The 26,148-nt window shown below is 60.9% G+C and carries 19 protein-coding genes; 10 read left to right on the forward strand and 9 right to left on the reverse strand.

What is annotated here, in order from left to right:
- Nucleotides 1-8: 8 nt before the first annotated feature.
- Both M2401_RS21305 and M2401_RS21310 read right to left on the reverse strand, forming a co-directional pair.
- Complete coding sequence (locus M2401_RS21305; protein ID WP_259105815.1) at nt 9-1,631, reverse strand: methyl-accepting chemotaxis protein; 1,623 nt, start codon at nt 1,629-1,631, stop codon at nt 9-11.
- Nucleotides 1,632-1,855: 224 nt separating this feature from the next.
- Nucleotides 1,856-2,530, reverse strand: coding sequence for a tellurite resistance TerB family protein (locus M2401_RS21310; RefSeq protein ID WP_259105816.1), 675 nt, complete (start codon nt 2,528-2,530; stop codon nt 1,856-1,858).
- 183 nt (nt 2,531-2,713) lie between these two features.
- Between M2401_RS21310 and M2401_RS21315 the strand changes: the two genes are divergently transcribed.
- The 8 genes from M2401_RS21315 (at nt 2,714) to M2401_RS21350 (ending at nt 13,248) form a co-directional block, all read left to right on the forward strand.
- Nucleotides 2,714-3,628 carry a LysR family transcriptional regulator gene (locus tag M2401_RS21315; RefSeq protein ID WP_259105817.1) on the forward strand — a complete coding sequence of 305 codons (915 nt, stop codon included), beginning with the start codon at nt 2,714-2,716 and terminating at the stop codon, nt 3,626-3,628.
- Nucleotides 3,629-3,815: 187 nt separating this feature from the next.
- Nucleotides 3,816-5,261 (forward strand): gamma-aminobutyraldehyde dehydrogenase, encoded by a 1,446-nt coding sequence (locus tag M2401_RS21320; protein ID WP_259105818.1) that lies wholly within the window; start codon nt 3,816-3,818, stop codon nt 5,259-5,261.
- Between the two features lie 191 nt (nt 5,262-5,452).
- Entirely contained in the window at nt 5,453-6,604 is a 1,152-nt protein-coding gene (gene ydcS / locus M2401_RS21325) for a putative ABC transporter substrate-binding protein YdcS (protein ID WP_259105819.1), read from the forward strand.
- 189 nt (nt 6,605-6,793) lie between these two features.
- A complete protein-coding gene (locus tag M2401_RS21330) occupies nt 6,794-7,837 on the forward strand; it encodes an ABC transporter ATP-binding protein (RefSeq protein ID WP_259105820.1) in 1,044 nt (347 codons plus the stop codon).
- Between the two features lie 2 nt (nt 7,838-7,839).
- Nucleotides 7,840-8,793, forward strand: coding sequence for an ABC transporter permease (locus M2401_RS21335; RefSeq protein ID WP_259105821.1), 954 nt, complete (start codon nt 7,840-7,842; stop codon nt 8,791-8,793).
- A complete protein-coding gene (locus M2401_RS21340; RefSeq protein WP_259105822.1) occupies nt 8,783-9,592 on the forward strand; it encodes an ABC transporter permease in 810 nt (269 codons plus the stop codon). The genes M2401_RS21335 and M2401_RS21340 overlap by 11 nt, the downstream gene beginning before the upstream one ends.
- Nucleotides 9,593-9,813: 221 nt before the next feature.
- Nucleotides 9,814-11,238, forward strand: a complete 1,425-nt coding sequence (locus M2401_RS21345) for a gamma-aminobutyraldehyde dehydrogenase (protein WP_259105823.1) — start codon at nt 9,814-9,816, stop codon at nt 11,236-11,238.
- A gap of 435 nt (nt 11,239-11,673) precedes the next feature.
- On the forward strand, nt 11,674-13,248 hold the full coding sequence (locus M2401_RS21350; RefSeq protein WP_409033965.1) for a response regulator: 1,575 nt from the start codon (nt 11,674-11,676) through the stop codon (nt 13,246-13,248).
- A gap of 240 nt (nt 13,249-13,488) precedes the next feature.
- Here the strand turns inward: M2401_RS21350 and M2401_RS21355 are convergent, their stop codons facing one another.
- The 3 genes from M2401_RS21355 to M2401_RS21365 all read right to left on the reverse strand — a co-directional run bounded on the left by M2401_RS21355 (nt 13,489) and on the right by M2401_RS21365 (nt 16,946).
- Entirely contained in the window at nt 13,489-14,595 is a 1,107-nt protein-coding gene (locus M2401_RS21355; protein ID WP_259105825.1) for an NADH:flavin oxidoreductase/NADH oxidase, read from the reverse strand.
- A gap of 95 nt (nt 14,596-14,690) precedes the next feature.
- Nucleotides 14,691-16,400, reverse strand: coding sequence for a single-stranded-DNA-specific exonuclease RecJ (gene recJ / locus M2401_RS21360; RefSeq protein WP_259105826.1), 1,710 nt, complete (start codon nt 16,398-16,400; stop codon nt 14,691-14,693).
- A gap of 3 nt (nt 16,401-16,403) precedes the next feature.
- Nucleotides 16,404-16,946, reverse strand: coding sequence for a YaeQ family protein (locus M2401_RS21365; RefSeq protein WP_259105827.1), 543 nt, complete (start codon nt 16,944-16,946; stop codon nt 16,404-16,406).
- 349 nt (nt 16,947-17,295) lie between these two features.
- Here M2401_RS21365 and M2401_RS21370 point away from each other — a divergent pair, with 349 nt between their 5' ends.
- Complete coding sequence (locus M2401_RS21370) at nt 17,296-18,144, forward strand: TIGR02285 family protein (RefSeq protein WP_259105828.1); 849 nt, start codon at nt 17,296-17,298, stop codon at nt 18,142-18,144.
- A gap of 204 nt (nt 18,145-18,348) precedes the next feature.
- On the opposite strand, the gene M2401_RS21375 is transcribed toward M2401_RS21370, so the two are convergent.
- Nucleotides 18,349-18,645, reverse strand: a complete 297-nt coding sequence (locus M2401_RS21375; protein ID WP_259105829.1) for a DUF3509 domain-containing protein — start codon at nt 18,643-18,645, stop codon at nt 18,349-18,351.
- Between the two features lie 365 nt (nt 18,646-19,010).
- Here M2401_RS21375 and M2401_RS21380 point away from each other — a divergent pair, with 365 nt between their 5' ends.
- The gene (locus tag M2401_RS21380) at nt 19,011-19,673 is read left to right on the forward strand and encodes a response regulator transcription factor (RefSeq protein WP_259105830.1); all 663 of its coding nucleotides are present in this window, start codon (nt 19,011-19,013) and stop codon (nt 19,671-19,673) included.
- Here M2401_RS21380 and M2401_RS21385 read toward each other — a convergent pair.
- The 3 genes from M2401_RS21385 to thrC all read right to left on the reverse strand — a co-directional run bounded on the left by M2401_RS21385 (nt 19,646) and on the right by thrC (nt 26,100).
- Nucleotides 19,646-20,890, reverse strand: a complete 1,245-nt coding sequence (locus M2401_RS21385; RefSeq protein WP_259105831.1) for an EAL domain-containing protein — start codon at nt 20,888-20,890, stop codon at nt 19,646-19,648. The genes M2401_RS21380 and M2401_RS21385 overlap by 28 nt on opposite strands.
- Nucleotides 20,891-20,959: 69 nt before the next feature.
- On the reverse strand, nt 20,960-24,487 hold the full coding sequence (locus tag M2401_RS21390) for an ATP-binding protein (protein WP_259105832.1): 3,528 nt from the start codon (nt 24,485-24,487) through the stop codon (nt 20,960-20,962).
- Between the two features lie 203 nt (nt 24,488-24,690).
- Complete coding sequence (gene thrC, locus M2401_RS21395; RefSeq protein WP_259105833.1) at nt 24,691-26,100, reverse strand: threonine synthase; 1,410 nt, start codon at nt 26,098-26,100, stop codon at nt 24,691-24,693.
- Nucleotides 26,101-26,148 lie beyond the last annotated feature (48 nt).

The following is a 26,148-nucleotide window of genomic DNA, read 5'->3' on the forward strand; positions in this document are numbered from 1 at the left end:
GGCAGGTCTCAAACCTTGAAGCGCGAGACGCCGCTGCGCAGGCCGACAGCGACCTGGCTCAGCTCGTCGATGGCAAAACTGGCCTGGCGCAACGACTCCACGGTCTGGCTGCTGGCATCGCCCAACTGCACCAGTGCCTGGTTGATCTGTTCAGCGCCAGTGGCCTGAGCCTGCATGCCTTCGTTGACCATCAGCACTCGCGGTGCAAGGGCCTGGACCTGATGAATGATCTGGGTCAACTGCTCGCCGACCTGGGTCACTTCGTACATGCCCCGGCGTACTTCCTCGGAGAACTTGTCCATGCCCATGACGCCGGCCGACACCGCCGACTGGATTTCCCGGACCATCTGTTCGATGTCATAGGTCGCCACGGCGGTCTGGTCCGCAAGACGCCGCACTTCGGTCGCCACGACCGAGAAGCCGCGGCCGTACTCACCCGCTTTTTCCGCTTCGATGGCGGCGTTGAGGGACAGCAGGTTGGTCTGATCGGCAACCTTGACGATGGTCACCACCACTTGATTGATGTTGCTGGCCTTCTCATTGAGGATCGCCAGCTTGTTATTCACCAGATCAGCAGCACCCATGACCTGATGCATGGTTTCTTCCATGCGCGCCAGACCTTGCTGGCCGGAGCCTGCGAGTACCGAAGCCTGGTCGGCAGCGGAAGTCACCTCAATCATGGTGCGTACCAGATCGCGGGAAGTGGCCGCAATTTCACGGGAAGTCGCGCCAATTTCCGTGGTGGTCGCAGCGGTCTCGGTGGCCGTAGCCTGTTGCTGCTTGGAGGTGGCGGCAATCTCGGTAACCGACGTGGTCACCTGCACCGACGAGCGCTGGGCCTGGGAAACCAGGGCGGTCAGCTCGGTCATCATGTCGTTGAAACCGGTTTCCACCGCATTGAACTCGTCGCGCCGCTCCAGATCCAGACGCTTGCTCAGATCACCGGTACGCATCACTTCGAGGATGCTGACAATACGGTTCATCGGTGCCAGGATCGAGCGCATCAACAGCAGGCCACAGCCACCGGCTGCGATAACCGCGATAAGCAGCGAAAGCCCCATGCTGATTTTGGCCGACTGTACCGATGACCCAATGTGATCGGCTGCGGTATCAGCTACCAGTTTGTTGGCGGTAATCAACTCATTGAGCTGTTTGCGCCCGGCCTGCCAGACCGGCCCGACCTGATCGTAGAAAGTCGAATGAGCAAGGGCAAAATCATTGTGCTGGTAAGCGGTCAGAGTGTCCTTCAACAATTTTACAAAGGCATCACGCTGCTTCTCGAATACCGCAAAACGGTCACCGTCGGCGTTATCGAAGATGGTTTTCTTATAGTTATCCATTTGGTCTTGCAGACGACTTTCGGTGTCCGTGAACTGGTCCAGCTCCGGGCGCGTCAATTCGCGGCCCTTGCCTTCACTCATCAGTTCCAGGGTGCGGATATAACTTTCACCCCAAGTGCTGCGCACGATGGTGCTGTAGTAAACACCGGGCAAGGCGTCTCGACGCACTTCGTCGGCGTTGGACTCAATCGACAACAGGCGCGAATACGATACGACAACCATCAACAACATGATGGCGATGATCACGGCGAAACTCGCCAGGATCCGTTGGCGCAGAGTCCAGTTCTTCACAGTCAGCCCTCAGGAAGTCAACACAGGCGTCGAGCCGTGTTCGAGAAGCGGACCGACGAACGGTCCAGGCTGGCGAAGTATAGCCCAGCCGATGGTTCAATAGCGTGCAGCGATGTCAATGCAATGACACTGCCCGATACAAAGAGGATACATAGCGCAGAAGCGTCAGAGAGTGAACGGTCAAAAAATATGGCCCTTAGCCATTGCAGCAAAGGGCCGAGTGCTCAGGCAGCCTGTCTAGCCTGAGCCTCCAGCTCACTCTTGAAAGCAGGTTCGAGTTTCAATTGCCGCGCCAACTCGTCAAGGTAAGCACGTTCCATGAAGTGTTCATCGTCCACCATCATGACACTGGCCAGGTACATTTCCGCGGCCATTTCCGGGGTACGCGCGGCGCGGGCCACTTCGACCGGGTCCAGCGGCTTGTTCAGTTGCGTGTGCAGCCAGTCGCGCAGGGACGCATCGTCACTTAACCGGGCGAACTCCCCCTCGATCAACTCTCGCTCACGTTCATCGACATGACCATCGGCCTTGGCGGCTGCGACCAGCGCCTGCAGGATTGCCTGGCTATGAGCCTCGACCTCGGGCGCTGCCAGACGGTCGATGGTCTGCGGCTCGCGTTGCGGCGCCGTGCCCTGATTGGCCTGCCAGTTGCCATAGGCCTTGTAGGCCAGTACGCCGAGGGCAGCCAGGCCGCCGTAAGTCAGGGCCTTGCCACCCAGCTTGCGCACCTTTTTATTACCCATCAGCAAGCCCATGGCCCCCGCCGCCAAGGCGCCACCGCCCGCGCCGGACAGCAGGCTGCCCAACTGGCCCTTGGTTGAGGATTGACCACCCGCCTTGTTCTGCAACAGATCCTGGCCGGACTTGAGCAACTGATCGAGCAAACCGCGCGTAATCATGGAAAACCTCCTGGAGCCATTGGCTCATGACAGATGCGCAGCAGGTTAAATCTTGTTACCTGCGTTCAGGGGCCGGGTGTTTTTCCGGATGTTGCCGGGATCCAAAGAGCTGATAGACGGCTCATCGCTAAAAACGATATACATTCGTACCATTCGATAAAACTCACCTGAGCCGTGCCCGCCATGATGACGCTGCGTCAGATTCGCCACTTCATCGCCGTCGCCGAGACCGGTTCGATTTCCGCTGCCGCTCAGGCCGTATTCATTTCCCAGTCGACCCTGACCCTGGCGATCCAGCAACTGGAGCAGGAAATCGGCGTCACGCTGTTTAACCGCCACGCCAAGGGCATGACCCTGACTCATCAGGGGCATCAGTTTTTACGTCAGGCGCACCTGATTCTGGCGACCGTGGACAACGCCAAGCGCAGCCTGCAACAGAGCACTGACCAGGTCGCCGGGCAGTTGATCATCGGTGTGACCAGCCTGGTCGCAGGCTACTACCTGGCCGACCTGCTCACCCGCTTCCAGCGCGCCTGCCCCAATGTCGACATCCGCGTCATGGAAGACGAACGGCCTTATATCGAGCACCTGCTGGTCAGTGGCGAAATCGATGTCGGCGTACTGATCTTGTCCAATCTCGAAGACCGCCACGCCCTGCAGACCGAGGTGCTGACTCATTCCCCTCACCGCCTGTGGCTGCCCGCCCAACACCCGCTGCTGGAACACGACAGCATCAGCCTGGCCGATGTGGCCGGTGAGCCGCTGATCCAGCTCAACGTCGATGAAATGGACCTCAATGCCCAGCGCATCTGGTCCGGTGCCGGCCTGCAGCCGCGCGTGACCTTGCGCACTGCCTCCACCGAAGCCGTGCGCAGCCTGGTGGCGGCAGGCCTGGGGCTGTCGATTCAAGCGGACATGACCTACCGGCCGTGGTCCCTTGAAGGCGACATCATCGAAGCCCGCCCGCTGGTCGACCTGACCCGCACCCTGGACGTCGGCCTGGCTTGGCGCCGCGGCACCGCACGACCGTCGCTGGTCGACCCGTTCCTGACGATTGCGCGGGAACACCACCATACCCAGCGCAGGCTATCGATTTAATCGAACGCTGCTTTCAGTATTTGGTATTTGTTGTCTACCGGGGCGGGCACTAGTCTCAAGGTCCTGCAATACCTGCAGGAGCGGCTTTAGCCGCGAGAGTCGTGGGGCCACGCGCCCGGCTAGAGCCGGTCCTGCGCCGGTCCCACAATAAGAACAGGCCGCGTACGGATAAAAGGCTTCCCGGACCATGACGGACTTCTGCACCGCGCTACTGATCGACGGCGAACTGGTCAAAGGCCAGGGCTTTGTCGAGCCGATCCTCAACCCGGCCACCGGGGAGGTGTTGGTCGCCATCGCCGAAGCCAGCACCGAACAGGTCGAGAGTGCGATTCTCGCCGCCCACCGCGCCCTCTGCGGCTGGTCCAGAACCACGCCACAGCAACGCTCCAACACCCTGTTGGCCATCGCTGACGCCATCGAACAGCGCGCCGATCTGCTCGCTGGCCTCGAAGCCCTGAACTGCGGCAAGCCGTTGCACCTGGCCCGTCAGGACGATTTGAGCGCCACCGTCGATGTCTTCCGTTTCTTTGCCGGTGCCGTGCGCTGCCAGACCGGTCAGTTGTCCGGCGAATACCTGCCCGGCTACACCAGCATGGTGCGGCGCGACCCGATTGGCGTGGTCGCCTCCATTGCGCCGTGGAACTACCCGATCATGATGGCGGCCTGGAAAATCGCCCCGGCCCTGGCGGCGGGCAACACCCTGGTGTTCAAACCGTCGGAACATACGCCGCTGTCGATCCTGGCTCTGGCGCCGGTCCTCGCCGAGCTGTTACCGCGAGGGGTGATCAATATTGTCTGCGGCGGTGGCGAGGGGGTCGGCAGCCATCTGGTCAGCCACCCGAAAGTGCGCATGGTGTCCCTGACCGGCGATATCGTCACCGGTCAGAAGATCCTTCAGGCCGCATCCAAGACACTCAAGCGCACCCACCTGGAACTCGGCGGCAAGGCGCCAGTGATCGTCTGCGACGACGCCGACCTGCAAGCCGTGGTCGAAGGCATCCGCACGTACGGCTACTACAACGCCGGGCAGGACTGCACCGCCGCCTGCCGCATCTACGCCCAGGCCGGTATTCATGATCGTCTGGTGGCCGAACTCGGTGCCGCCGTGAGCAGCTTGCGCTTCGCAGGCAAGCGCGACGCCGACAACGAGATTGGCCCGCTGATCAGCACCCGCCAGCGCGACCGCGTGGCCAGCTTCGTCGAACGCGCCCTGAGCCAACCCCATATCGAACGCATCACCGGCGCCGCCGTGCATTCCGGCGCAGGCTTTTTCTATCAACCAACCCTGCTGGCCGGTTGCAAGCAGAGCGATGAAATCGTCCAGCGCGAAGTGTTCGGCCCGGTCGTCACCGTGACCCGCTTCGAACAACTGGAACAGGCGGTGGACTGGGCCAACGATTCGGAATACGGCCTGGCCTCATCAATCTGGACCGGCAACCTGGACAAGGCCCTGCAAGTGGCCGCGCGTCTGCAATACGGCTGCACCTGGATCAACAGCCATTTCATGCTGGTCAGCGAAATGCCCCACGGCGGCCTCAAGCGTTCGGGGTATGGCAAGGATCTGTCGAGCGACTCACTGCAGGACTACAGCGTGGTGCGACATATTATGGCCCGGCATGCCGGGCAGCTATGAAGCAGCTCTGAGCTTCGAGCTACAAACAAAAACAAAAGCGCAATGAGACATCCATAAGAACAGTTACACCCGCGACTTCAGATTGAATGCGACAGCAAGCGCACCCACTGACTTGTAGCTCGCGGCTCGAAGCTCGAAGCTCGCAACTCACAACTGCCCCGACCGACAATTAAAGAAGAGGGAAAATCATCATGTCAGCACCCAAGATCGCACTGCTCGGCGCCGTGGTTACGACGCTGTTCGCCAGTGTCAGTTTGCAGGCCACCGAAGCACTCAAGAGTGTCGGCGCCGGTGAAGGCCAGCTCGATATCGTCGCCTGGCCGGGTTACATCGAGCGGGGTGAGAGCGACAAGGCCTATGACTGGGTGACGGGCTTCGAGCAGGAGACCGGTTGCAAGGTCAACGTCAAGACCGCCGCCACCTCCGACGAGATGGTCAGCCTGATGACCAAGGGCGGCTATGACCTGGTTACCGCGTCGGGCGACGCCTCGTTGCGCCTGATCGCCGGCAAGCGTGTGCAGCCCATCGATACCAGCCTGATCCCCAACTGGAAGAACCTCGACCCGCGCCTGAAGGACGGCCCCTGGTACGTGGTCAACAAGCAGACCTACGGCACGCCCTATCAGTGGGGCCCGAACGTGCTGATGTACAACACCAACGTGTTCAAGACGCCACCGGTGAGCTGGAGCGTGGTGTTCGAGCCGCAGGATCTGCCCGACGGCAAGCCGAACAAAGGCCGGGTCCAGGCCTATGACGGCCCGATCTACATCGCCGATGCCGCGCTGTACCTCAAGTCAGCCAAGCCGGAACTGGGCATCGTCGACCCCTATCAGTTGACCGAAACCCAGTACAAGGCCGTGCTCGATCTGCTGCGCAAGCAACATCCGCTGGTGCATCGCTACTGGCATGACGCAACCGTACAAATGAGCGACGTGAAGAACGAAGGCGTAGCGGCCAGCAGTTCGTGGGGTTACATGGTCAATGGCCTGCAGGCCGACAAACAGCCCGTAGCCTCGACCATTCCGCAGGAAGGTGCGACTGGCTGGGCCGATACCACCATGCTCCACGCCGAAGCCAAGCACCCCAACTGCGCCTACAAGTGGATGGACTGGTCGATGAAGCCGAAAGTCCAGGGTGACGTCGCTGCCTGGTTCGGCTCGCTGCCCGCCGTACCTGCCGCCTGCAAAGGCAATGAACTGCTCGGTGAGCAAGGCTGCACCACCAACGGCTTCGATCTGTTCGACAAGATCGCCTTCTGGAAAACACCCCAGGCCGAGGGCGGCAAGTATGTGCCTTACAGCCGCTGGACCCAGGACTACATTGCGATCATGGGCGGGCGATAGGGCGCCATCCTGGCTCTGTGGGAGCGAATTCATTCGCGAAGGCGGTGTTACAGGCGATGAAGATGCGTCGAATGTACCTGCCTCCTCGCGAATGAATTCGCTCCCACAAGATTTGCTCCGCGCATTCATGAGAATTTGCTCTGCCGGCGAGCCCAAGGCAGTCGCTCGCTTCCATCTTGAGGTTTCACCATGACCCTTGCAGTCCAGTTCACCCAGGTTTCCCGCCAGTTCGGCGAGGTGAAGGCCGTTGACCGGGTCTCCATCGATATCCAGGACGGTGAGTTCTTTTCCATGCTCGGCCCGTCAGGTTCGGGCAAGACCACCTGCCTGCGGCTGATTGCCGGTTTCGAACAGCCGAGTAACGGTTCCATTCGCATTCATAGCGTAGAAGCGGCGGGATTGCCGCCCTATCAGCGTGACGTCAATACCGTATTCCAGGACTACGCCCTGTTTCCCCACATGAACGTGCAGGACAACGTCGCCTATGGCTTGAAGGTCAAGGGCGTCGGCAAGAGTGAGCGTCTGGCCCGGGCCAACGAAGCCCTGGCCATGGTCGCTCTCGATGGCTACGGCGCGCGCAAGCCGGTGCAACTGTCCGGCGGCCAGCGCCAGCGCGTGGCTCTGGCTCGTGCCCTGGTCAATCGTCCGCGAGTCCTGCTGCTTGATGAACCCCTCGGCGCCCTCGACCTGAAGCTGCGCGAGCAGATGCAGAGCGAGCTGAAGAAGCTGCAACGCCAGTTGGGCATCACCTTTATCTTCGTCACCCACGACCAGACCGAAGCCCTGTCGATGTCCGACCGGGTCGCCGTGTTCAACAAGGGCCGCATCGAGCAGGTCGACACGCCGCGCAACCTGTACATGAACCCGGCCACGCGCTTTGTCGCCGAATTCGTCGGCACCTCCAACGTTGTCGACGGGCAACTGGCGCAGTATCTCAACGGCACGTCGCGACCCTTTTCCATTCGCCCGGAACATATCCGCTTCAGCAGCGGCCCTTTGGCCACGGGCGAGCTTCAGGTCAGTGGCGTACTTCACGATATCCAGTACCAGGGCAGCGCCACCCGCTACGAGCTGAAACTGGACAACGGCCAGACCCTCAGCGTCAGCCAGGCCAACAACCAATGGCAGGACAACAGCGGCCAGCGCCAGGTCGGCCAACGCCTGCAAGTCAGTTGGCCACGTCAGGCCATGACCCTGCTGCAGGACGCCATCACCCCCGGCGAGGGCCTGTAGGCATGATCCAGACCCTCCCCCATCCGGCGCAGACAACGCCTGCGCAGTCGCCGCTGCGGCGCTTCGCCAACCTGTTGTATCGACGGCCGAACCTGTATCTGTCGTTGCTGCTGATTGCGCCGCTGCTGTGGTTCGGCGCGATCTACCTGGGCTCGTTGCTGGGCCTGTTGTGGCAAGGCTTCTACACCTTCGACGACTTCAGCATGACGGTCACCCCGGACCTGACCGTCGCCAACTTCGCGGCCCTGTTCAACCCGGCGAACTTCGACGTCATCCAGCGCACCCTGCTGATGGCCATTAGCGTGTCCATTGCCAGCGCCATCATCGCCTTCCCCATCGCCTATTACATGGCGCGCTATACCACGGGCAAGACCAAGGCGTTTTTCTATATCGCAGTGATGATGCCGATGTGGGCCAGTTATATCGTCAAGGCCTATGCTTGGACCCTGCTGCTGGCCAAGGGCGGCGTGGCGCAATGGTTCGTCCAGCACATGGGGCTTGAACCTGTGCTGCAATGGCTGTTGGGCGTGCCGGGAATTGGTGGCAGTACCCTGTCGACCTCGGCCCTGGGACGCTTTCTGGTGTTCGTCTATATCTGGCTGCCGTTCATGATTCTGCCGATCCAGGCCTCACTGGAACGCTTGCCGCCGTCGCTGCTGCAAGCCTCGGCCGACCTCGGCGCCAAGCCACGGCAGACCTTCATGCAAGTGATCCTGCCGCTGTCGATACCCGGCATCGCTGCAGGATCGATCTTCACTTTTTCCCTGACTCTGGGCGACTTCATCGTGCCGCAACTGGTAGGCCCGCCCGGCTACTTCATTGGCAGCATGGTCTACGCCCAACAAGGCGCCATCGGCAACATGCCCATGGCGGCGGCTTTCACTTTGGTACCCATCGTGCTCATCGCCGTGTACCTGTCCATCGTCAAACGCCTGGGGGCCTTCGATGCACTCTGAAAAAGCTTCTGTGGGCCTGAAGATCGCCGCCTGGGGCGGGCTGGTGTTTCTGCACTTCCCGATCCTGATCATCTTCGTCTATGCCTTCAATACTCAGGACGCCGCGTTCAGCTTTCCGCCCCAGAGCTTTACCCTGAAGTGGTTCAGCGTGGCGTTTTCCCGTGCGGATGTGCTGGAGTCAATCAAGCTGTCCCTGCAAATCGCCTGCGTCGCCACTCTGATTGCCCTGCTCCTCGGCACCCTGGCTTCGGCGGCGCTGTACCGGCGGGATTTCTTTGGCAAGGACGGCATCTCGCTGATGCTGATCCTGCCCATCGCCCTGCCCGGCATCATCACCGGCCTGGCCCTGCTGGCGGCATTCAAGGCCTTGGGCATCGAGCCTGGGATGTTCACCATCATCGTCGGCCACGCCACCTTCTGCGTGGTGATCGTCTACAACAACGTCATCGCCCGCCTGCGCCGCACTTCCCACAGCCTGATCGAGGCGTCGATGGACTTGGGTGCAGATGGCTGGCAGACCTTTCGCTACATCATCCTGCCCAACCTGGGCTCGGCGCTGTTGGCGGGGGGCATGCTGGCCTTTGCCCTGTCGTTCGACGAAATCATCGTCACCACTTTTACCGCCGGGCATGAACGCACCCTGCCGATCTGGCTGCTCAACCAGCTCAGCCGACCGCGGGATGTGCCGGTGACCAACGTGGTGGCCATGCTGGTGATGCTGGTGACCATGCTGCCGATCCTCGGCGCCTATTACCTGACCCGGGGTGGCGAAAGCGTGGCGGGGAGTGGTGGCAAATAAACGAACACAATCCCGGTAGGAGCAACTATGGGAGGCACTCTGTGCGAGCGAATTGTGGGAGCGAATTCATTCGCGAAAGCGATATTTCAGACGATACGGATACGTCGGATGTACCGGCCTATTCGCGAATGAATTCGCTCCCACAGGACTCGCTCCCACAATTTGCTCTTACCAAACTCACCCCCTCAAGGCCCTCATAACGGCTTGAAAAGGAGACAACCATGCAAACCAAACTGCTGATCAACGGTCATCTGGTCGCCGGTGAAGGTCCGGCCCAGGCGGTGTTCAACCCGGCAACCGGGCGTGTGCTGGTGGAGATCAACGAAGCCAGTGAAGCCCAGGTCGATGCGGCCGTGCGCGCTGCCGACGCGGCCTTCGACAGTTGGTCGCAAACCGCGCCAAAAGACCGTTCGCTGTTGTTGCTCAAGCTCGCCGATGCCATCGAGGCCCACGGTCAAGAGCTGGCAAAACTGGAATCAGACAACTGCGGCAAGCCCTACAGCGCCGCCCTCAACGACGAAATCCCGGCCATTGCCGATGTATTCCGCTTCTTCGCAGGGGCCAGCCGCGTGCTCAGTGGTTCGGCCGCGGGCGAATACCTGCCGGGGCATACCTCGATGATCCGTCGTGATCCGGTGGGCGTCATTGCTTCCATTGCGCCCTGGAACTACCCGCTGATGATGGTCGCCTGGAAAATCGCCCCGGCCCTGGCCGCCGGTAATACCGTGGTGCTAAAGCCATCCGAACAGACCCCGCTAACCGCCCTGCGCCTGGTCGAGTTGTGCCAGGAAATCTTCCCCGCCGGTGTGCTCAACCTGGTGTTCGGCCGTGGCCAGACCGTCGGCAATCCATTGGTCACCCACGCCAAGGTACGCATGGTGTCCCTGACCGGCTCCATCGCCACCGGCTCGCACATCATTTCCAGTACCAGCGACAGCGTTAAACGCATGCACATGGAACTGGGCGGCAAGGCTCCGGTAATCATTTTCGATGATGCCGATATCGACGCCGCCGTCGCAGGCATCCGCACCTTCGGTTTCTACAATGCGGGTCAAGACTGCACCGCCGCTTGCCGCATCTACGCTCAGGATGGCATCTACGAGAAGTTCGTCAGCAAGCTCGGCGAGGCAGTCAGCACGATCAAGGTCGGCCTGCAGGACGACCCGGACACCGAACTCGGCCCGCTGATCACCGCCCAGCACCGCGACCGCGTCACCGGCTTCGTCGAGCGCGCCCTGGCGCAGTCCCATATGCGCCTGATCACCGGCGGCAAGGCCATCGACGGCAACGGCTATTTCTTCGAGCCGACGGTCATCGCCGATGCCCAGCAGGATGACGAGATCGTGCGCCGCGAAGTGTTTGGCCCGGTGGTCTCGGTCACCCGTTTCCAGGACGAAGCCCAGGTGCTCGGTTGGGCCAACGATTCGGACTACGGCCTGGCATCGTCGGTCTGGACCCAGGACGTCGGCCGCGCCCATCGCCTGGCCGCGCGCTTGCAGTACGGCTGCACTTGGGTCAACACCCACTTCATGCTGATCAGCGAAATGCCCCACGGCGGTCAGAAACTGTCCGGCTATGGCAAGGATATGTCCATGTATGGGCTGGAGGACTACACCACCGTGCGGCATGTGATGTTCAAGCACTGATCGGATCTGACCGTAGGACCGGCTTTAGCCGGGAGAGCGCCCTCCCGGCTAAAGCCGGTCCTACGGCTTTTTTTCCTCGTGAATCTCCCTGACAAAATAAATCCATTTGAGTGATTTTATTAGCAACACCCACTCATTTATACGGTCAACCCCACAGTGCCTCAAAAAACATGGAGAATGGTCGTTATCCGGATCAAGCCGGGCCCACCCGCTTGATCAACAGGGACGACCGTTCATGCGCAATTCGGCCTTCATGACTTGCCGCCTCAGGAGCCTGCCACTGTGATTACCTCCCTGGACTTCCCCGCAGGCCACAGCGAGACCGCGCGGGCAATCAGGGCTATCGACTGGCATGAGTCCGCCCTCGGCCCCCCGCAGCAGTGGCCTGCGGCACTGAAAACCGCGTTGAACCTGATCCTCAACTCCCCGGAGTCGATGTACGTGCTCTGGGGGCCGCAACTGCTGTTTTTCCATAACGATGCTTATGCGCCGATCCTCGGCCCGCGCAAGGCCAACGCCCTCGGCGCGGTGATGCAGGAGCTGTGGGGCGATGTATGGGACCAAGTGTCAGCGATGATCGAGCAGGCCCTGAGCGGCCAGGCGTATCAGTGCCAGGACCTGCCCCTGACCATGGCCCGTTTCGGCGTCGCCGAACAAACCTGGTGGTCGTTCTCTTTCTCTCCCCTGTTCGATGAACACGGCAACATTGTCGGCATGTTCTGCACTACCCGGGAAACCACCAAACGCGTGCTCAACGAGCAGGCCCTGCGTATCAGCGAGGCCAGGCGCATGGAGCTGATCGCCGAGGCAGAGCAGGCACAGGCCCTGCATGTGATCGAGGAAGCTCTGCACCAGTCGCAGAAGATGGAAGCCGTCGGCCAGTTGACCGGTGGTCTGGCCCATGACCTGAACAACCTGCTGATGGGCGTCACCGGCAATATCGAATTGCTGCAAAACCGCGTTGTTCAGGGACGCACCAGCGAATTGGGGCGTTATATCACCGCCGCCCTTGAGGCTTCGCGCCGGGCGGCTGCCCTGACTCATCGCCTGCTGGCCTTCTCCAGGCGCCAGACCCTGGCCCCCAAGACCACCCATATCAATCAGCTGGTCGAGGGCATGGCGGACTTGATCAGCACGACCATCGGACCGTCCATTGTCATGCAGATCCAGGGTGCCGAGGAGTTGTGGCCGACCATTGTCGACCCACACCAGCTGGAAAACGCCCTGCTCAACCTGTGCATCAATGCCCGGGATGCCATGCCCGACGGCGGCCAGTTGCTGATCGAGACCCATAACCGCGTGTTCGACAAAGGTTGCGCTACCCAGGGCGAACTGGCCTCGGGGAGCTATATCGAGTTATGTGTCAGCGATACCGGCACCGGCATGACGGCGGACGTAGTAGCGCGCGCATTCGATCCATTTTTCACCACCAAGCCCATCGGCATGGGGACCGGCCTGGGCCTGTCGATGATCTATGGGTTTGCCCGCCAGTCCGGTGGTGACGCACGGATTGATTCGACGCCCGGCACAGGCTCGAAATTCCACCTGTTCCTGCCGATGCAGCAAGGTCAGAACAGCCCGGTCGAGAGCAGCCCGGGACCCGAGCAACACGCAGTCAGCAGCAACGATGGGGGCACAGTGCTGGTGGTCGACGACGAACCGGCGGTGCGCCTGCTGATTACCGAAGTGCTCGAAGAACTCGGCTATGACGTGTTACTGGCCCACGACGGCGCAGAGGCGCTGACCATCCTGCAATCCAAAGCCGTGATCGACCTGCTGATAAGCGATGTCGGCCTGCCCGGCGCCATCAATGGCCGCCAGGTCGCCGACGCCGCCCGCAGCCTGCGCCCGGCCCTGAACGTGCTGTTCGTGACCGGTTATGCGGAGAATGCCGTCCTCGGCGAAGGCGCCCTTGAGCCGGGCATGCATGTGCTGACCAAGCCGTTTTCCATTCCGGCGCTGACCGGGTGGATCGGCAGGTTACTGGAAGGGAATGCGCAGGAAAATTGATGCCCTTGGTCTGTAGGAGATCCTGCAACATCGCGCAGCAAACATTTGAGCAGGGCAAGAAACAAATTCTGTGGGAGCGAATTCATTCGCGAATAGGCCGGTACACCCGACGCATGTATCGTCTGAAATAGCGCTTTCGCGAATGAATTCGCTCCCACAGAGTATTGGTGATTCAGCAGTTTGCACGTTGTTTGATAAGGGCTCTCATTTCACAACATAAACGGCATCGAGTTTGACGACTCAATCACGCAAATCCGACTCATGAATCGGCTGGTCGCGATGGGTCGCGCGCTGATACTGCGCAGGCCAGGTCGCCAGGCGTCCGCCCAGGTCGTCATCGGCATGCAGCGGCCAGTACGGGTCGCGCAGCAGCTCACGAGCCAGCAGGATAATGTCGGACTGCCCGGTGCGCAGGATATGTTCAGCCTGGGCAGGCTCGGTGATCATCCCGACAGTACCGGTGGCGATACCGGCTTCCTTGCGTACCCGTTCGGCGAAGCGCGTCTGGTAGCCGGGGCCGACCGGGATTTCCGCATTGGCCGAAGTGCCGCCTGACGACACGTCGATCAGGTCCACACCCAGGTCTTTCAGGCGTCGCGCCAGTTCCACGGTTTCATCCGGGTTCCAACCGTCTTCGACCCAGTCGGTGGCCGAGACGCGGACAAACAGTGGCAACTCTTCGGGCCAAATGTCACGAATGGCCTGGGTCACTTGCAGGGTCAGGCGGATGCGATTCTCGAACGAGCCGCCGTACTGGTCCTGGCGCTGATTGCTCAGGGGCGAGAGAAATTGGTGCAGCAGATAACCATGGGCAGCGTGGACTTCGACCACCTTGAAACCCGCCGTCAGCGCCCGCTTGGCTGCGGTGACGAATGCCTCGACCACCTCCTGAATCTGGCTTTCGCTCAGTTGCACCGGCTTGGTGTAGGTCGGGTCAAAGGCGATGGGCGACGGCGCCCAGGGAATCCAGCCGCCTTCGCTCTCCGGCACGCTGCCATGCTTGCCCAGCCACGGCCGCCAGGTGCTGGCCTTGCGCCCGGCGTGGGCCAACTGGATGCCAGCTACGGCGCCTTGAGCGGTGATAAAGCGCGTGATGCGTTGCAGCGGCTCGATCTGTTCGTCGTTCCACAGCCCCAGGTCTTCCGGGGTGATGCGGCCGTCACGGGTCACGGCCGTGGCTTCGGTCATGATCAGGCCCGCGCCGCCAACCGCACGACTACCGAGATGGACCAGATGCCAGTCATTGGCCAAGCCATCGACGCTGGAGTACTGACACATGGGCGATACTGCGATGCGGTTGCGCAGGGTCAACTGGCGAAAGGTGCAGGGTTCAAGCAACAGGCTCATGGGGACCTCTCAGACAAGGAAATCGGACTGTTCTGACAATCTTTAGAGACTAGTCGACAATCCGATCGCCACTGGGGTTCCTGAGATGCTCCGGGTCAGCGCGGGGCGATATGCACCACCATCAACTGCACCGTCTCATTGCCACGGAATTCGTTGACGTCCAGCTTGTAGGCCAGCTCGACCCAGCGAATATTCGGATTGGGCCAGATATCGCGGTCCACACCAAAGGCAATGCCGTCGACCTTAAGGCTGCCGCATTCGCTCTTGAGCACCATCTTCAGGTGACGTTCGCCCACCACCCGTTGTTCGACCAGCTGGAACACGCCATGGAACAACGGCTCGGGGAAATGCTGCCCCCAAGGGCCGGCATTGCGCAGGGCGCGGGCCAGCTCCAGGTGAAACTCTTCCACGGCCAGGGTGCCGTCCGACAGCAAACGACCGGTCAGGTCGTCCTCGGCGAGATGGCGACGTACTTCCTCGTCGAAGGCCTGGGCAAACAGCGGGAAGTTGGCTTCGCTCAGGGTCAGGCCGGCCGCCATGGCGTGGCCGCCGAACTTGCTCATCAAGGCTGGATGGCGGGCATTGACTGCCTCCAGCGCATCCCGAATATGGAAGCCCGGTACCGAGCGGGCCGAACCTTTGAGCAAGCCCTCCCCGGCATCGGCAAAGGCGATGGTCGGGCGGTGATAACGCTCTTTGAGGCGCGAAGCGAGAATCCCGATCACGCCCTGATGCCAGTCGGCATCGAACAGGCACAGGCCGAACGGCATCGACTCCAGCGGCAGGTCCTTGAGCTGCGCCAGGGCTTCGTGCTGCATGCCCTGCTCGATACTCTTGCGGTCCTGGTTCATGCCATCCAGTTCCTGGGCCATTTCCCGGGCACTGGCCGGATCGCTGCTGAGAAGGCACTCGATGCCCAGGCTCATGTCATCCAGGCGCCCGGCGGCATTGAGCCGCGGGCCGATGATAAAACCGAGGTCAGTGGACGTGATGCGCGAAGCCTCGCGCTTGGCCACTTCCAGAATCGCCTTGATGCCCGGCCGGGCGCGACCGGCGCGGATCCGCTCAAGGCCCTGATGGACCAGGATGCGGTTGTTGGCGTCCAGCGGCACCACGTCGGCAACGCTACCCAAGGCCACCAGGTCGAGCAATTCACCGATATTCGGCTGCGGCGTGCTGGCGTACCAGCCCATTTCGCGCAAGCGCGCACGCAGTGCCATAAGCACGTAGAACATCACGCCAACCCCGGCCAGGGCCTTGCTCGGGAACGGGCAGCCAGGCTGGTTGGGGTTGACGATGGCATCGGCCAGCGGCAGCTCGGCACCGGGCAAGTGGTGGTCGGTGACCAGCACTTGCAGGCCCGCAGCCTTGGCCGCCGCCACGCCTTCGATGCTGGAAATACCGTTATCCACCGTCACCAGCAACTGCGGCTTGCGCTCCAGGGCGACGGCAACGATTTCCGGGGTCAGGCCGTAGCCGAATTTGAAGCGGCTCGGCACCAGATAATCGACATGGGCCGCACCCAGCAGGCGCAAGCCCAGCACACCGACGGTACTGGCGGTAGCGCCATCGGCGTCGAAGTCGCCCACGATGAGGATGCGTTGACGCTGCTCCAGTGCCGTAACCAACAGATCAACGGCAGCATCGATGCCCTTGAGTTGCTGGAACGGGATCAGCCGCGCCAGGCTTTTATCCAGTTCGGCTTCACTGGCGACGCCACGGGCTGCATACAAACGGGTCAGCAGCGGCGGCAGATCGCCCAGAAATGGCAGGGTCGCAGGCAGCACACGGGGTTCGATACGCATTGATCAGCCGCGCTCGCCCGCAAGCCATTGCAACTGCACTTCGTGCTGGCCGCGATCGTCGGTGACGAAAATGGTGCCTTCACTGATCATCACATCCCACTTGATGACCCGAGGCATGTCCTTGGCCAGGGTTTCCAGGATTTCCTGGGGCACGGCGGCAATATTGACGTTTTTCAGGGTCTTGATCGCAGGAATCACCTTGCCTTCCCAGACACGCAGGCTACCGTAGGCCAGCAGGCTGGTACGTTCGGTACGACGCGAGCACCAGGTCAGGCGATCGGCGTCCGGCTGGCCGACTTCGATCCAGTGCAGAACGCGATCATCCAGGCTTTTTTCCCACAGCGCCGGCTCGTCGACTTCCGACAGGCCACGGCCAAAGGACAACTGCTCGTTGTACCAGAAGGCGTAAGCCAGCAGGCGCACGGTCATGCGCTCTTCGGTTTCCGAGGGGTGGCGGGCGATGGTCTGCTTGACGCTCTCGTAAACCCCGCGGTCGAGGTCGGTGAGGTTCAATTCGAATTTGTAGGTCGTGGACGGCTGGGCCATGAACGGACTTCTGGAAGCGGAGAAAGGCGGCAAGTCTAACCGATGCCGAGGCGGCGAACGATAAAAGCACAGGGTTGACTGCTGGCATATACCCCCTTGATGGCGGCAATCGCCCGCCCTTAAGGGCTTTCGGTAAAAAATCCACTGGCGCGAAGATGGCCGCATGCCCTTTAATTACCGACCAAAGTCTCAAAAGACTCATCCGTTTTTACCCCCTAGACTCTCTATCCGGACTATCCGGGTAGTAACGGGGGCTTTTTGCCGGGCGCTTGCCCTTCCTGCATGCAACATTTTTCGGGGATGACATCAGCGAATGGTCGGACACGCCTCAAGAATTGCGCGCTCATGCATGAGTTCATTGCTATTGGGACTGGCCCTGTCCAGCATCGCCGGCCCGAGCCAGGCCAAGGACACCCTGACCTGGCTGCTGCGTGACCTGCCACCGTCGACGATCTTCGCCGGGCCTCTTGAGGGCAAGGGGGTCATTGATCAATTGATGCCGTTGCTGATCGCACAAATGCCCGAATATGACCATGTGACGATGCGGGTCAATCGCGCCCGTGGCATGCAAATGCTGCAAGAGACGTCCCTGACCTGCGACCCGACCCTGATCTGGACCGCCGAACGGGCGAAGACCATTGCCTTTTCAATCCCGACTTATGCCGTGCTCAGCAATGGCCTGATCGTGCGTAACGATGACGTGGCCATATTCAAACCGTTCATCCAGGAAGGCCATGTCGATCTCAGCGCCCTTCTCGCCAGCAAGACAGTAAAACTGGGGGTTGTCGCCGAGCGCAGCTATGGCGCGGTCATCGATCAGATTTTGAAGGGCGTCGCACCCAGCGAAATCAACGTCCATTACGGTAACAATGCCATCGGTAGTCTGCTGCAAATGGAACGTATGGGCCGGCTGCAGGCGCTGATCAGCTTTTGGCCGGAAGCCCGCTACCTGGCACAACAGCAAGGCATTGACCCCGAAGAGTTGCATTTCCTGCCGATAAAGGACGCTCCCAAGTACCAGTTCACCCATTTCGGCTGCTCGAATACGCCAGAGGGCCGCCAGGCAATCGAAATCATCAATCGGGAAATGCGCTCGCTGCGCCAGACCCGGCTGGTGGAGTTGTACTCGCAATGGCTCGATGGCAAGACGCGCAAGGATTATCTGGAAGATGCCCGGCATTTCTATGACAAGCAGTGAGGGATCGCGGCGCTTGTAGAGGGAGACACAACCCTGTGTATCCGAACGAGATTCCGGACAAAAGAAACCCCGAGCAGCGGGGAGACTACTCGGGGTAAACCGCGGTCCATTCGGACCCGAACGACAGGCCACAATCACCGGAGCACAATGTTTGAACCTGCCGTACTTCATAGGAGTACCGCACAAACATAAGGTTCCCGCGAGTTAAACAAAACCTGCCGAAGCAGTGAACGCACGGCTTGATGCGACGTGGCGCAGGGCAGCAATCATGCTTGGCTCAAGACGTCCTTCGGCGATCAGCAGGTCCCGGTGAAACCCGTCCACGACATCCGTCAGCAGACGCTTGTCACGCAACTGCTCGGCCGAGACGACGCGCTCGAGCACAACCGTGCCGGCGGCATCTTTCAGGGTAACCAGACACTCGCCCCGAGAACCGGCAGCGCCCAGGCTGGCGTGGTACGGGGTCAGCGCTTCGCTTAGCAACAAGCTGATATTTTCCATCTGGATCACCACTCAACAGTTTGAATGCAAAGGTGCTTATCAATGACCTTCGGCCAATGCAGAAAGTTCGTCGGCACCATGTGCGGGTGAGTTGCGGCTACCCGAAGCTTCGAGCATGCCAGCGGATTGTGACAGAGAGAAAACTGACTGCCGGTCCACGGCGGGCGGGCCTTGCCAGTGTGTATAGGGCAATGGGCCAGATAAACGGGCCAACGCGAAACTGTAGGAAAAATCGCGAATAATTATCTCCATGCCTTACAGCTCGTCCATCACATGCAGGCAATCACAGGTCGCGGGTTCATGTGCAATAGCAGCCATCAATCCGGTCAGGGACGTCCTCGACCACCTTGCCATGGAGCCATACCGTGAGTGCTCTTATTGATCGAACCTTGCGCATCATCCTGGCGGACGATCATCCGATTTTCCTGATCGGGCTGCGGGTCGTGCTGGAACAGGACCATCTCGCCCAGGTGGTAGGCCAGGCCGGCAGCCCCGACGAACTGCTGCAACTGCTGCAGCGTCAGACCTGCGACGTGCTGGTCACCGACTTCATGATGCCGACCGAGCAGCAGAATGACGGCCTGCGCCTGCTGCAACGTATTCGCCGGGACTTTCCCGAACTGCCCATTGTGGTGGTCACGACCCTGAACAACGCCGCGCTGTTTCGCACCATACTGGCACTGGGCATTCAGGGCCTGCTCAGCAAAGCCAGCGTAGCCAGTGAACTGCCGGAGGCCATCAGCAAGGTACGACGGCAGTCCACTTACATGGCTGACTCCGTTCGTCGTACGTTACTTGAGGCCGGGGATTACGGGACGGACGAGAGCACGCCGGTACACAAGTTATCGCCCCGCGAGCTGGAAGTGATGCGCATGCTGGCCAGCGGCAATTCCGTCATTGGCATCGCTACCCGCCTGAACCGCAGCAAGCAGACCGTCAGCGCACAGAAGATCAGCGCCATGCGCAAACTGGGGTTGGTCAACGATGCCGCGCTGTTTCTCTACTTGCAGGAAAACGGGCTGTCCTGAAGGGGCGTCATGCTGCGTTGAGCTCGATCCGCGATCCAGACGAAAAGGTCCGTCGTGCCCATCGGGCGGGCGATGAAGTAACCCTGCACTGCCGAATCTCCCAGGCACAGCAGGGAGTGAAAGTCATCGAGAGTCTCCACCCCCTCCACCACCACATCCAGGGCCATGCGCCGGGCGATGAGCATGGCGCCGCTCACCGCAGCGCACTTGCGCTCGTCGTCAGCCATGCCACGAACGAATTCGGCGGGAATCTTCAGCTCGGAAAAAGGCAGTTGCAGCAGACGCTGGATGTTCGAAGCACCAGTGCCGAAGTCATCGATGGACAACTTGCAGCCCTTCATGCGCAGACGCAGCAGCCCTTCGAGTTGCCAGGCGACCGGCTCATCGCCGCCCCACTCGACGATCTCCAGGGTCAGCACCTGCGCGGGCAAGGCAAAACGTCTGAGCAGGCCTGAGACCCGACTGGCGAAATCAGCCCTCTCGAGTAATACCGGAGCGATATTGACCGCCACTGGCAGCGGCTCACCTTGTACCCGCAAATGCTCGGAGGACAGGCGCAGAGCATGCTCCATGATCCGCCAGGTCAGTGCCTCCAGTTGGCCCGCTTGCTCAATGGCCGCCATGAAAGTGCCCGGGGTCAACAACCCATGGCGCGGGTGCTGCCAGCGTGCCAGGGCCTCGACGCCGAGCAGTTGGCCCTTGAGGCTGACCTTGGGTTGAAAGTGGGCAATCCATTGCCCGGCGATGGCCTGCGGGTCCATGTCACCGCACAGGCTCGCGTAACTGAAGGATCGGCGCAGCGACGGCAGCCGGGTTACGGAGCAAGAAGGTGGCCGTTCGTCAAAGCGTTGCAGCAGTCCAGCCAGGACCATGGCCGATGCAGGCTTGGGCACGCAGCCCAGCACCTCGATGCCCTGCTTGCGCGCCAGGTGCGCAACGGCGTCCAACACACCGCGCTCAACACCGCTGACCAGAATCAGCGCGCGAGCTGCCTGGCTTTGCGCCAGATAGGCGATGAACGCGATGCCATCGGGGCCTTCCATCTGTAAATCGCATATTGCGATATCAACCCCGCCCCCCCTCTCCAGAGCCCGGCAGGCATCGGCGACGCTGGACGCCACCCGCACATCGAAAATCTGGTTGGCATTGAGCATCTGATGCAGGGCCATCAGCTGGAAAGGGTTGTCTTCGAGAATCAAAACCTTGAGCGCGTGCATCACTGGGCTCCCAACATCAGCAAACCTGCACTCTAGCGGTACCGTCGGGCCCGCCACATAGGACGAGTCTTAAAGTGCGCAAACGGCCAACTGCTGTGCGATATCGGCCCGCAGCCGATCAATCGACAGCTCCAGCTCCGGCCAGTGAGCCCCGAGATCATGCGGCCCCTGCGAGCGGAGCCGGCCATTCAACTGCGCACAGGCTCTGGCCAGGGGTGCCGCATTGATCAGACAGGCCGCGCCGTTGAGACGGTGCAGCGAAGCCTCCAGCATGCGCAGGTCCTGCCGTTCCACCGCCGCGCGTATGACGTCCCGTTCTTCGAGCAGGTTTTTGTCCAGCTCATTCAACAGACGCTGCATCTGCTCTTCATTGGCCTGAGTCATGCGCCGCAGTGTCCCTGGATCGAAGCTCGACTCCTTGAATCGCTGAGCCAGCAAGCTCGACAACTGCGTCAGCGACACCGGTTTGACCAGCAGATCGTCCATACCCGCCTGGACGCAGCGCGGCTTTTCCTCAAGGGTCGCATTGGCGGTACAACCAATGATCACGCCTGGGCGGCGTTGCTCCTGACGTTCCAGGCGACGCAGGGCTTCGGCCAGAACATAGCCGCTCATGCCCGGCATATTGCAATCGGTAATAACCCCGTCGAAGCTGCCGTCGCACCAATGCTGCAAAGCCGCATCGCCGTGTTCGGCGCACACAACGTCGTGGCCGAGAAACTCCAGTTGCCGGGCCAGGACCAGACGACTGGCCGACAGATCGTCCACCACCAAAAGGCGCAAACGCCGCTCGGCAGTGGTTATCGGCGCTTGCACAGGCTCAGCACAAATGGGCGGCGTCATACTGCGCGCCAATGGCAATTCGAGACTGACCCGAGTACCCCGACCTTCGACACTGCTCAGGGTAATCTGCCCTTTCATCAGCTCGACCAGTTGCTTACAGATGCTCAGGCCCAGACCGCTGCCCCCAAAGTCCGCCGCCGTCTTGCCGCTGCCCTGAATGAACGGCTTGAACAGATTCGGGAGTTGCTGCGTCGCAATACCTGCTCCTGTGTCCTCGACAGTGATCCGCAGAAGGGCCTCGTCAGGGCCGGACTCAAGGGCCTCGACGCGAATCGTCACCGAACCCCGAACAGTGAATTTCAAGGCATTGCCAAGCAGATTGTGCAGAACCTGGCGCAGGCGCAACGGGTCCAGCCAGTAATCGCCTTCGGCCTCGGCAGCGAACAGCAGTTGCAAGTCGAGCCCCGCCTGCCGGGCGCGACCGTCGAACAACTGGCGAATGTTGTCCAGCAACGGCCGCAAGGACGTGACGACGGGCGCCAGTTGCATGCTGCCTGATTCGATCTTGGCCAGGTCGAGGCTGTCGCCGATCAGCTCAATCAGTTCCCTCGCCGAGCGATAAGCCACGTCCAGACCTTCGCCGAGGGTTTCACCTCGTTGCAGCGCCTGCTCACTCTCCAGCTCCAGCAGACCGATGATGGCGTTCATCGGCGTGCGAATCTCGTGACTCATGCTCGCCAGGAAAGCGCTCTTGGCCTCGCTGGCCTGATCCGCCCGGGCGCGCGCTTCCTCGAGTTGCGCCTGCAGGCGTTTGCGTTCGGTGATGTCGATCCAGCCGCCCAGCAGGCCCTGTAACTGCCCATCGGCGCGGAAGAACGGCACCGTCCATTGCCAGACATCAACCTGCCGATCCGACAGCCTGAGGCGGCGATCAGCAAACACCGGAGCCGGTGGCTGAGTGCGCAACAGGGTCATGTGATCTGTATGCAGCAGCTCGGCGCTCTCGCGGGGGATAAGATTGATATCGATCAGGCGTCGACCACTCATTTGCTCGAAGCTCAGGCCAAAGCTCTCCTCATAACTGCGATTGCACGACAGCAGACGCCCCTGCAGGTCACGGACGTAGATGGGGATAGGAATGCCGTCGAGCAGCGCGTGCTTGAACGCCAGTTGATCATTGAGCTGCTCTTGCGCCTTGCGCCGCTGCCGAATCTGTACCTTCAGGCGACTGCTCCAGAGCAGCGACACCAGACCCAGCAGCAGTGCCAGCACGACTGTCCAGTGAACCCACTGGGGGACTCGCTGCCATAACGACGGTGCGGGAATCAGCGCACCGCTGAGCCACTTCACGCGAATCGCCCGCATCTCGGCCACGGGAAACTCTTCCAGCGCCTTGTTGAGGATGCTGAGCAGCTCTGGCTGGGATTTCACCACGGAGAAGCGATCCGGCGACCACAGCCCCTCGACCTGGCGGCCAACCCTGAGTTTGCCTGGCGGAAACAGGTGGGCACCGGCCTCATTCTGGATCGTCACCTGCGCCTTGCCTTCGCTGACCATCCGGCGGGCATCGTCGTAGGTGGCGACGGACAACAGGCGGATACCCGGATATTCGCGCTGGATCAACTCCTCCAGGGCATGCCGGGCGGGCAACGCGAGGACGTGACCATTGAGCTCACGCAGGGTGTCGGGCGACGGTGCATCGTCCCTGACGACAAACACCCAACTGTTGCCACCGAACGAATAGGTGAAATTAAGAAAACGTTTGCGCTCGACGTTTTCCGCAAGGGTGGTATTCATGTCGGCCTCGCCGGCCCGCAACATCTTGAGCGTGGCCTGGGTCGAAGGGCTTTCCTTGAACACGAATTGCAGACCGGTCAGACGCGAAACCCGCGCCAACACCTCGATATTCAAGCCGATCCACTGACCGTTCTTGTCCCGATAGATGTAAGGCGGATGCTGAGCGGCAACAACGCTGACTACCGGGTGCCGGGTAATCCAGTGTTGCTCGGCGCGGCTGAAGGTGATGCGCTGGCTGGTTACGTCAGAACCCAGGCCGAGGGTCCAGCGGCCGAGGATTTCCCGGCTCACAGAAGGCTCGATACTTCCCAGAGCGGTGTCGATAAGACGTAGCAGGCGTTGATCATTCTGGCGCGTAGCGAAGGCGAATCCCACGGCCGGCAGCGCACTTTCGAATTTGATCTGCAGATCCAGATAGGGCCGCAAGGCCAGGTATGCGCGCGCGATGACTTCATTGCCAACGAAGGCATCGACCTCGCCCTGGCCAACTGCCTCCAGCGCACTGAACAAATTCGGCGCCAGGACGATTTCACTGTCCGGGTAAGCCTTGCGCAGTGCCCTGGCATCGGCATAACCGTCGAGCACCACCACTCGGTTGCCCTGCAGCCCAGGCATTATCCGGGTGTCGCTGCCACGTCCGACCACCACAGACCGGTCGGGCATGTACTCCGCCGAAAAGCCCAGCTTGTCTACGCCGCGCTCGAAGCCGTTGGCGCTGGTAAGAATATCGATGCGGCCATCGTGCAAATCACCGATGGCGTCATCACGCTGGGCGAAACCGACGACCGTGACAGGGATGCCCAACCGGCTACTGATCAGGCTCAGGTAGTCGGCGCTGATGCCTTGATAGCGATTCTGATCACTGGTGATATCGATAGGCTCGTAATCGGCAATGGCGATGCCGACCCGCAGTTTCTCGCGCCGGGCAAGCCACTGCCGGTCGGCATCATCGAGGACCAATGGCGCGACCGTGACAAACGGCGGCGGCAGGCCGAACGGCAGACTCTCGGCGGCCATTGCCGATTGTCCGGCTATCAGCAGCAAACATAAAAACAAGACAGGAGTAAAGGCGCCATACACAAGCCTGAAGGAGGCTCGCTGGTAGGTTTGTTTCACAGCCACAGACAATCCGTATGAGTTCTTGAACCCGCAAAGTGTGGCACGCAGAAAGCAGAAGGCCCGCCAAGTGGCGGGCCCTAAGTTGTTACACAACGATACCGTTAGAGCGGCTTGCCACGATTACCATGCTGACTGACGAAGGCCTGTATGGCTTTCAGGTCATTTGGCAGAACGGTGCAACGTTCTTCGCGCTCGAACAAATCAGACAAATGTGCAGGCAGCTCAAGCGCTTTTCCTACACCCGCCTTCTCCACTGCCTCGGGGAATTTGACCGGATGCGCCGTCCCCAACACCACCATCGGAGTGTCCAGGCTGCGGCGGCAGGCGCGCGCGGCCTTGACGCCGATGGCGGTGTGCGGATCAAGCACTTCACCGGTAGCGGCAAAGACTTCGGCGATGGTTTCGCAGGTCTGCTCGTCGCTGACAGCCAGGGAGTCGAACAGCTTGCGGGTCTCGTTCCAGCGGTCGTCTTCGACGCTGAAACCGCCACCCTGCTTGAAGGTGTCCATCAGACCAGCAATGGCCGCACCGTTGCGCCCATGCATGTCGAACAGAAGGCGCTCGAAGTTCGACGAGACCATGATGTCCATGGACGGCGACAGCGTGGCGTGCAGGGTTTCCTTGACGTACTGATTGCCGCTCATGAAGCGGTGCAGGATGTCGTTGCGATTGGTTGCAACGATCAGCTGGCTGATCGGCAGGCCCATGTTGCGTGCCAGGTAACCGGCGAAGATATCGCCGAAGTTGCCGGTCGGCACCGAAAACGCCACCGAGCGAGCCGGGCCGCCCAGCTGCAGGGCTGCGTGGAAGTAGTAGACGATCTGGGCCATGATCCGCGCCCAGTTGATCGAGTTGACGGCGACCAGACGGGTGCCCTTGAGGAAACCCTGGTCGGCGAAGCTGTTCTTGACCATTTCCTGGCAGTCGTCGAAGTTGCCTTCTACCGCAATGTTATGGATGTTTTCGCCGAAGATAGTCGTCATCTGCCGACGCTGAACTTCCGAAACACGGTTGTTCGGGTGCAGGATGAAGATGTCGACGTTGTCGCAACGGCGGCAACCTTCAATGGCTGCCGAGCCGGTATCACCGGACGTGGCGCCAATGATCACCACGCGCTCGCCACGCTTGGCCAGCACGTAATCCAGCAGGCGACCCAGCAGTTGCAGGGCGAAGTCCTTGAACGCCAGGGTCGGGCCGTGGAACAGCTCCAGCACCCATTCATTGCCATTGAGCTGACGCAGCGGCGCAACAGCGCTGTGGGCGAACACGCCGTAGGTTTCTTCGAGAATCTTCTTGAAATCGGAATCGGGAATGCTACCGGTCACGAAGGGGCGCATGACCCGGAAAGCCAGCTCGTGATACGGCAGGCCGGCCCAGGAAGCAATTTCTTCCTGGGTGAAACGTGGCAGGTTCTCCGGAACATACAGACCGCCGTCACTGGCCAGGCCAGCAAGCAACACGTCTTCGAAATTCAGGGCTGGCGCCTGGCCGCGAGTACTGATGTAGCGCATGGGGATAAAACCTTTGGTTTAGCTGCAAGCTTCAAGTTTCAAGCTGCA

This window comes from Pseudomonas sp. JUb42 (assembly GCF_024807945.1).
GTDB lineage: Bacteria > Pseudomonadota > Gammaproteobacteria > Pseudomonadales > Pseudomonadaceae > Aquipseudomonas.

Bases quoted from the DNA above. Each gene is read 5' to 3' on its own strand.
- M2401_RS21310 (WP_259105816.1), bottom strand. From the start codon at position 2,530: ATGATTACGCGCGGTTTGCTCGATCAGTTGCTCAAGTCCGGCCAGGAT.
- M2401_RS21315 (WP_259105817.1), top strand. From the start codon at position 2,714: ATGATGACGCTGCGTCAGATTCGCCACTTCATCGCCGTCGCCGAGACC.
- M2401_RS21320 (WP_259105818.1), top strand. From the start codon at position 3,816: ATGACGGACTTCTGCACCGCGCTACTGATCGACGGCGAACTGGTCAAA.
- ydcS (WP_259105819.1), top strand. From the start codon at position 5,453: ATGTCAGCACCCAAGATCGCACTGCTCGGCGCCGTGGTTACGACGCTG.
- M2401_RS21330 (WP_259105820.1), top strand. From the start codon at position 6,794: ATGACCCTTGCAGTCCAGTTCACCCAGGTTTCCCGCCAGTTCGGCGAG.
- M2401_RS21335 (WP_259105821.1), top strand. From the start codon at position 7,840: ATGATCCAGACCCTCCCCCATCCGGCGCAGACAACGCCTGCGCAGTCG.
- M2401_RS21340 (WP_259105822.1), top strand. From the start codon at position 8,783: ATGCACTCTGAAAAAGCTTCTGTGGGCCTGAAGATCGCCGCCTGGGGC.
- M2401_RS21345 (WP_259105823.1), top strand. From the start codon at position 9,814: ATGCAAACCAAACTGCTGATCAACGGTCATCTGGTCGCCGGTGAAGGT.
- M2401_RS21350 (WP_409033965.1), top strand. From the start codon at position 11,674: ATGTACGTGCTCTGGGGGCCGCAACTGCTGTTTTTCCATAACGATGCT.
- M2401_RS21355 (WP_259105825.1), bottom strand. From the start codon at position 14,595: ATGAGCCTGTTGCTTGAACCCTGCACCTTTCGCCAGTTGACCCTGCGC.
- recJ (WP_259105826.1), bottom strand. From the start codon at position 16,400: ATGCGTATCGAACCCCGTGTGCTGCCTGCGACCCTGCCATTTCTGGGC.
- M2401_RS21365 (WP_259105827.1), bottom strand. From the start codon at position 16,946: ATGGCCCAGCCGTCCACGACCTACAAATTCGAATTGAACCTCACCGAC.
- M2401_RS21370 (WP_259105828.1), top strand. From the start codon at position 17,296: ATGAGTTCATTGCTATTGGGACTGGCCCTGTCCAGCATCGCCGGCCCG.
- M2401_RS21375 (WP_259105829.1), bottom strand. From the start codon at position 18,645: ATGGAAAATATCAGCTTGTTGCTAAGCGAAGCGCTGACCCCGTACCAC.
- M2401_RS21385 (WP_259105831.1), bottom strand. From the start codon at position 20,890: ATGCACGCGCTCAAGGTTTTGATTCTCGAAGACAACCCTTTCCAGCTG.
- M2401_RS21390 (WP_259105832.1), bottom strand. From the start codon at position 24,487: ATGGCCGCCGAGAGTCTGCCGTTCGGCCTGCCGCCGCCGTTTGTCACG.
- thrC (WP_259105833.1), bottom strand. From the start codon at position 26,100: ATGCGCTACATCAGTACTCGCGGCCAGGCGCCAGCCCTGAATTTCGAA.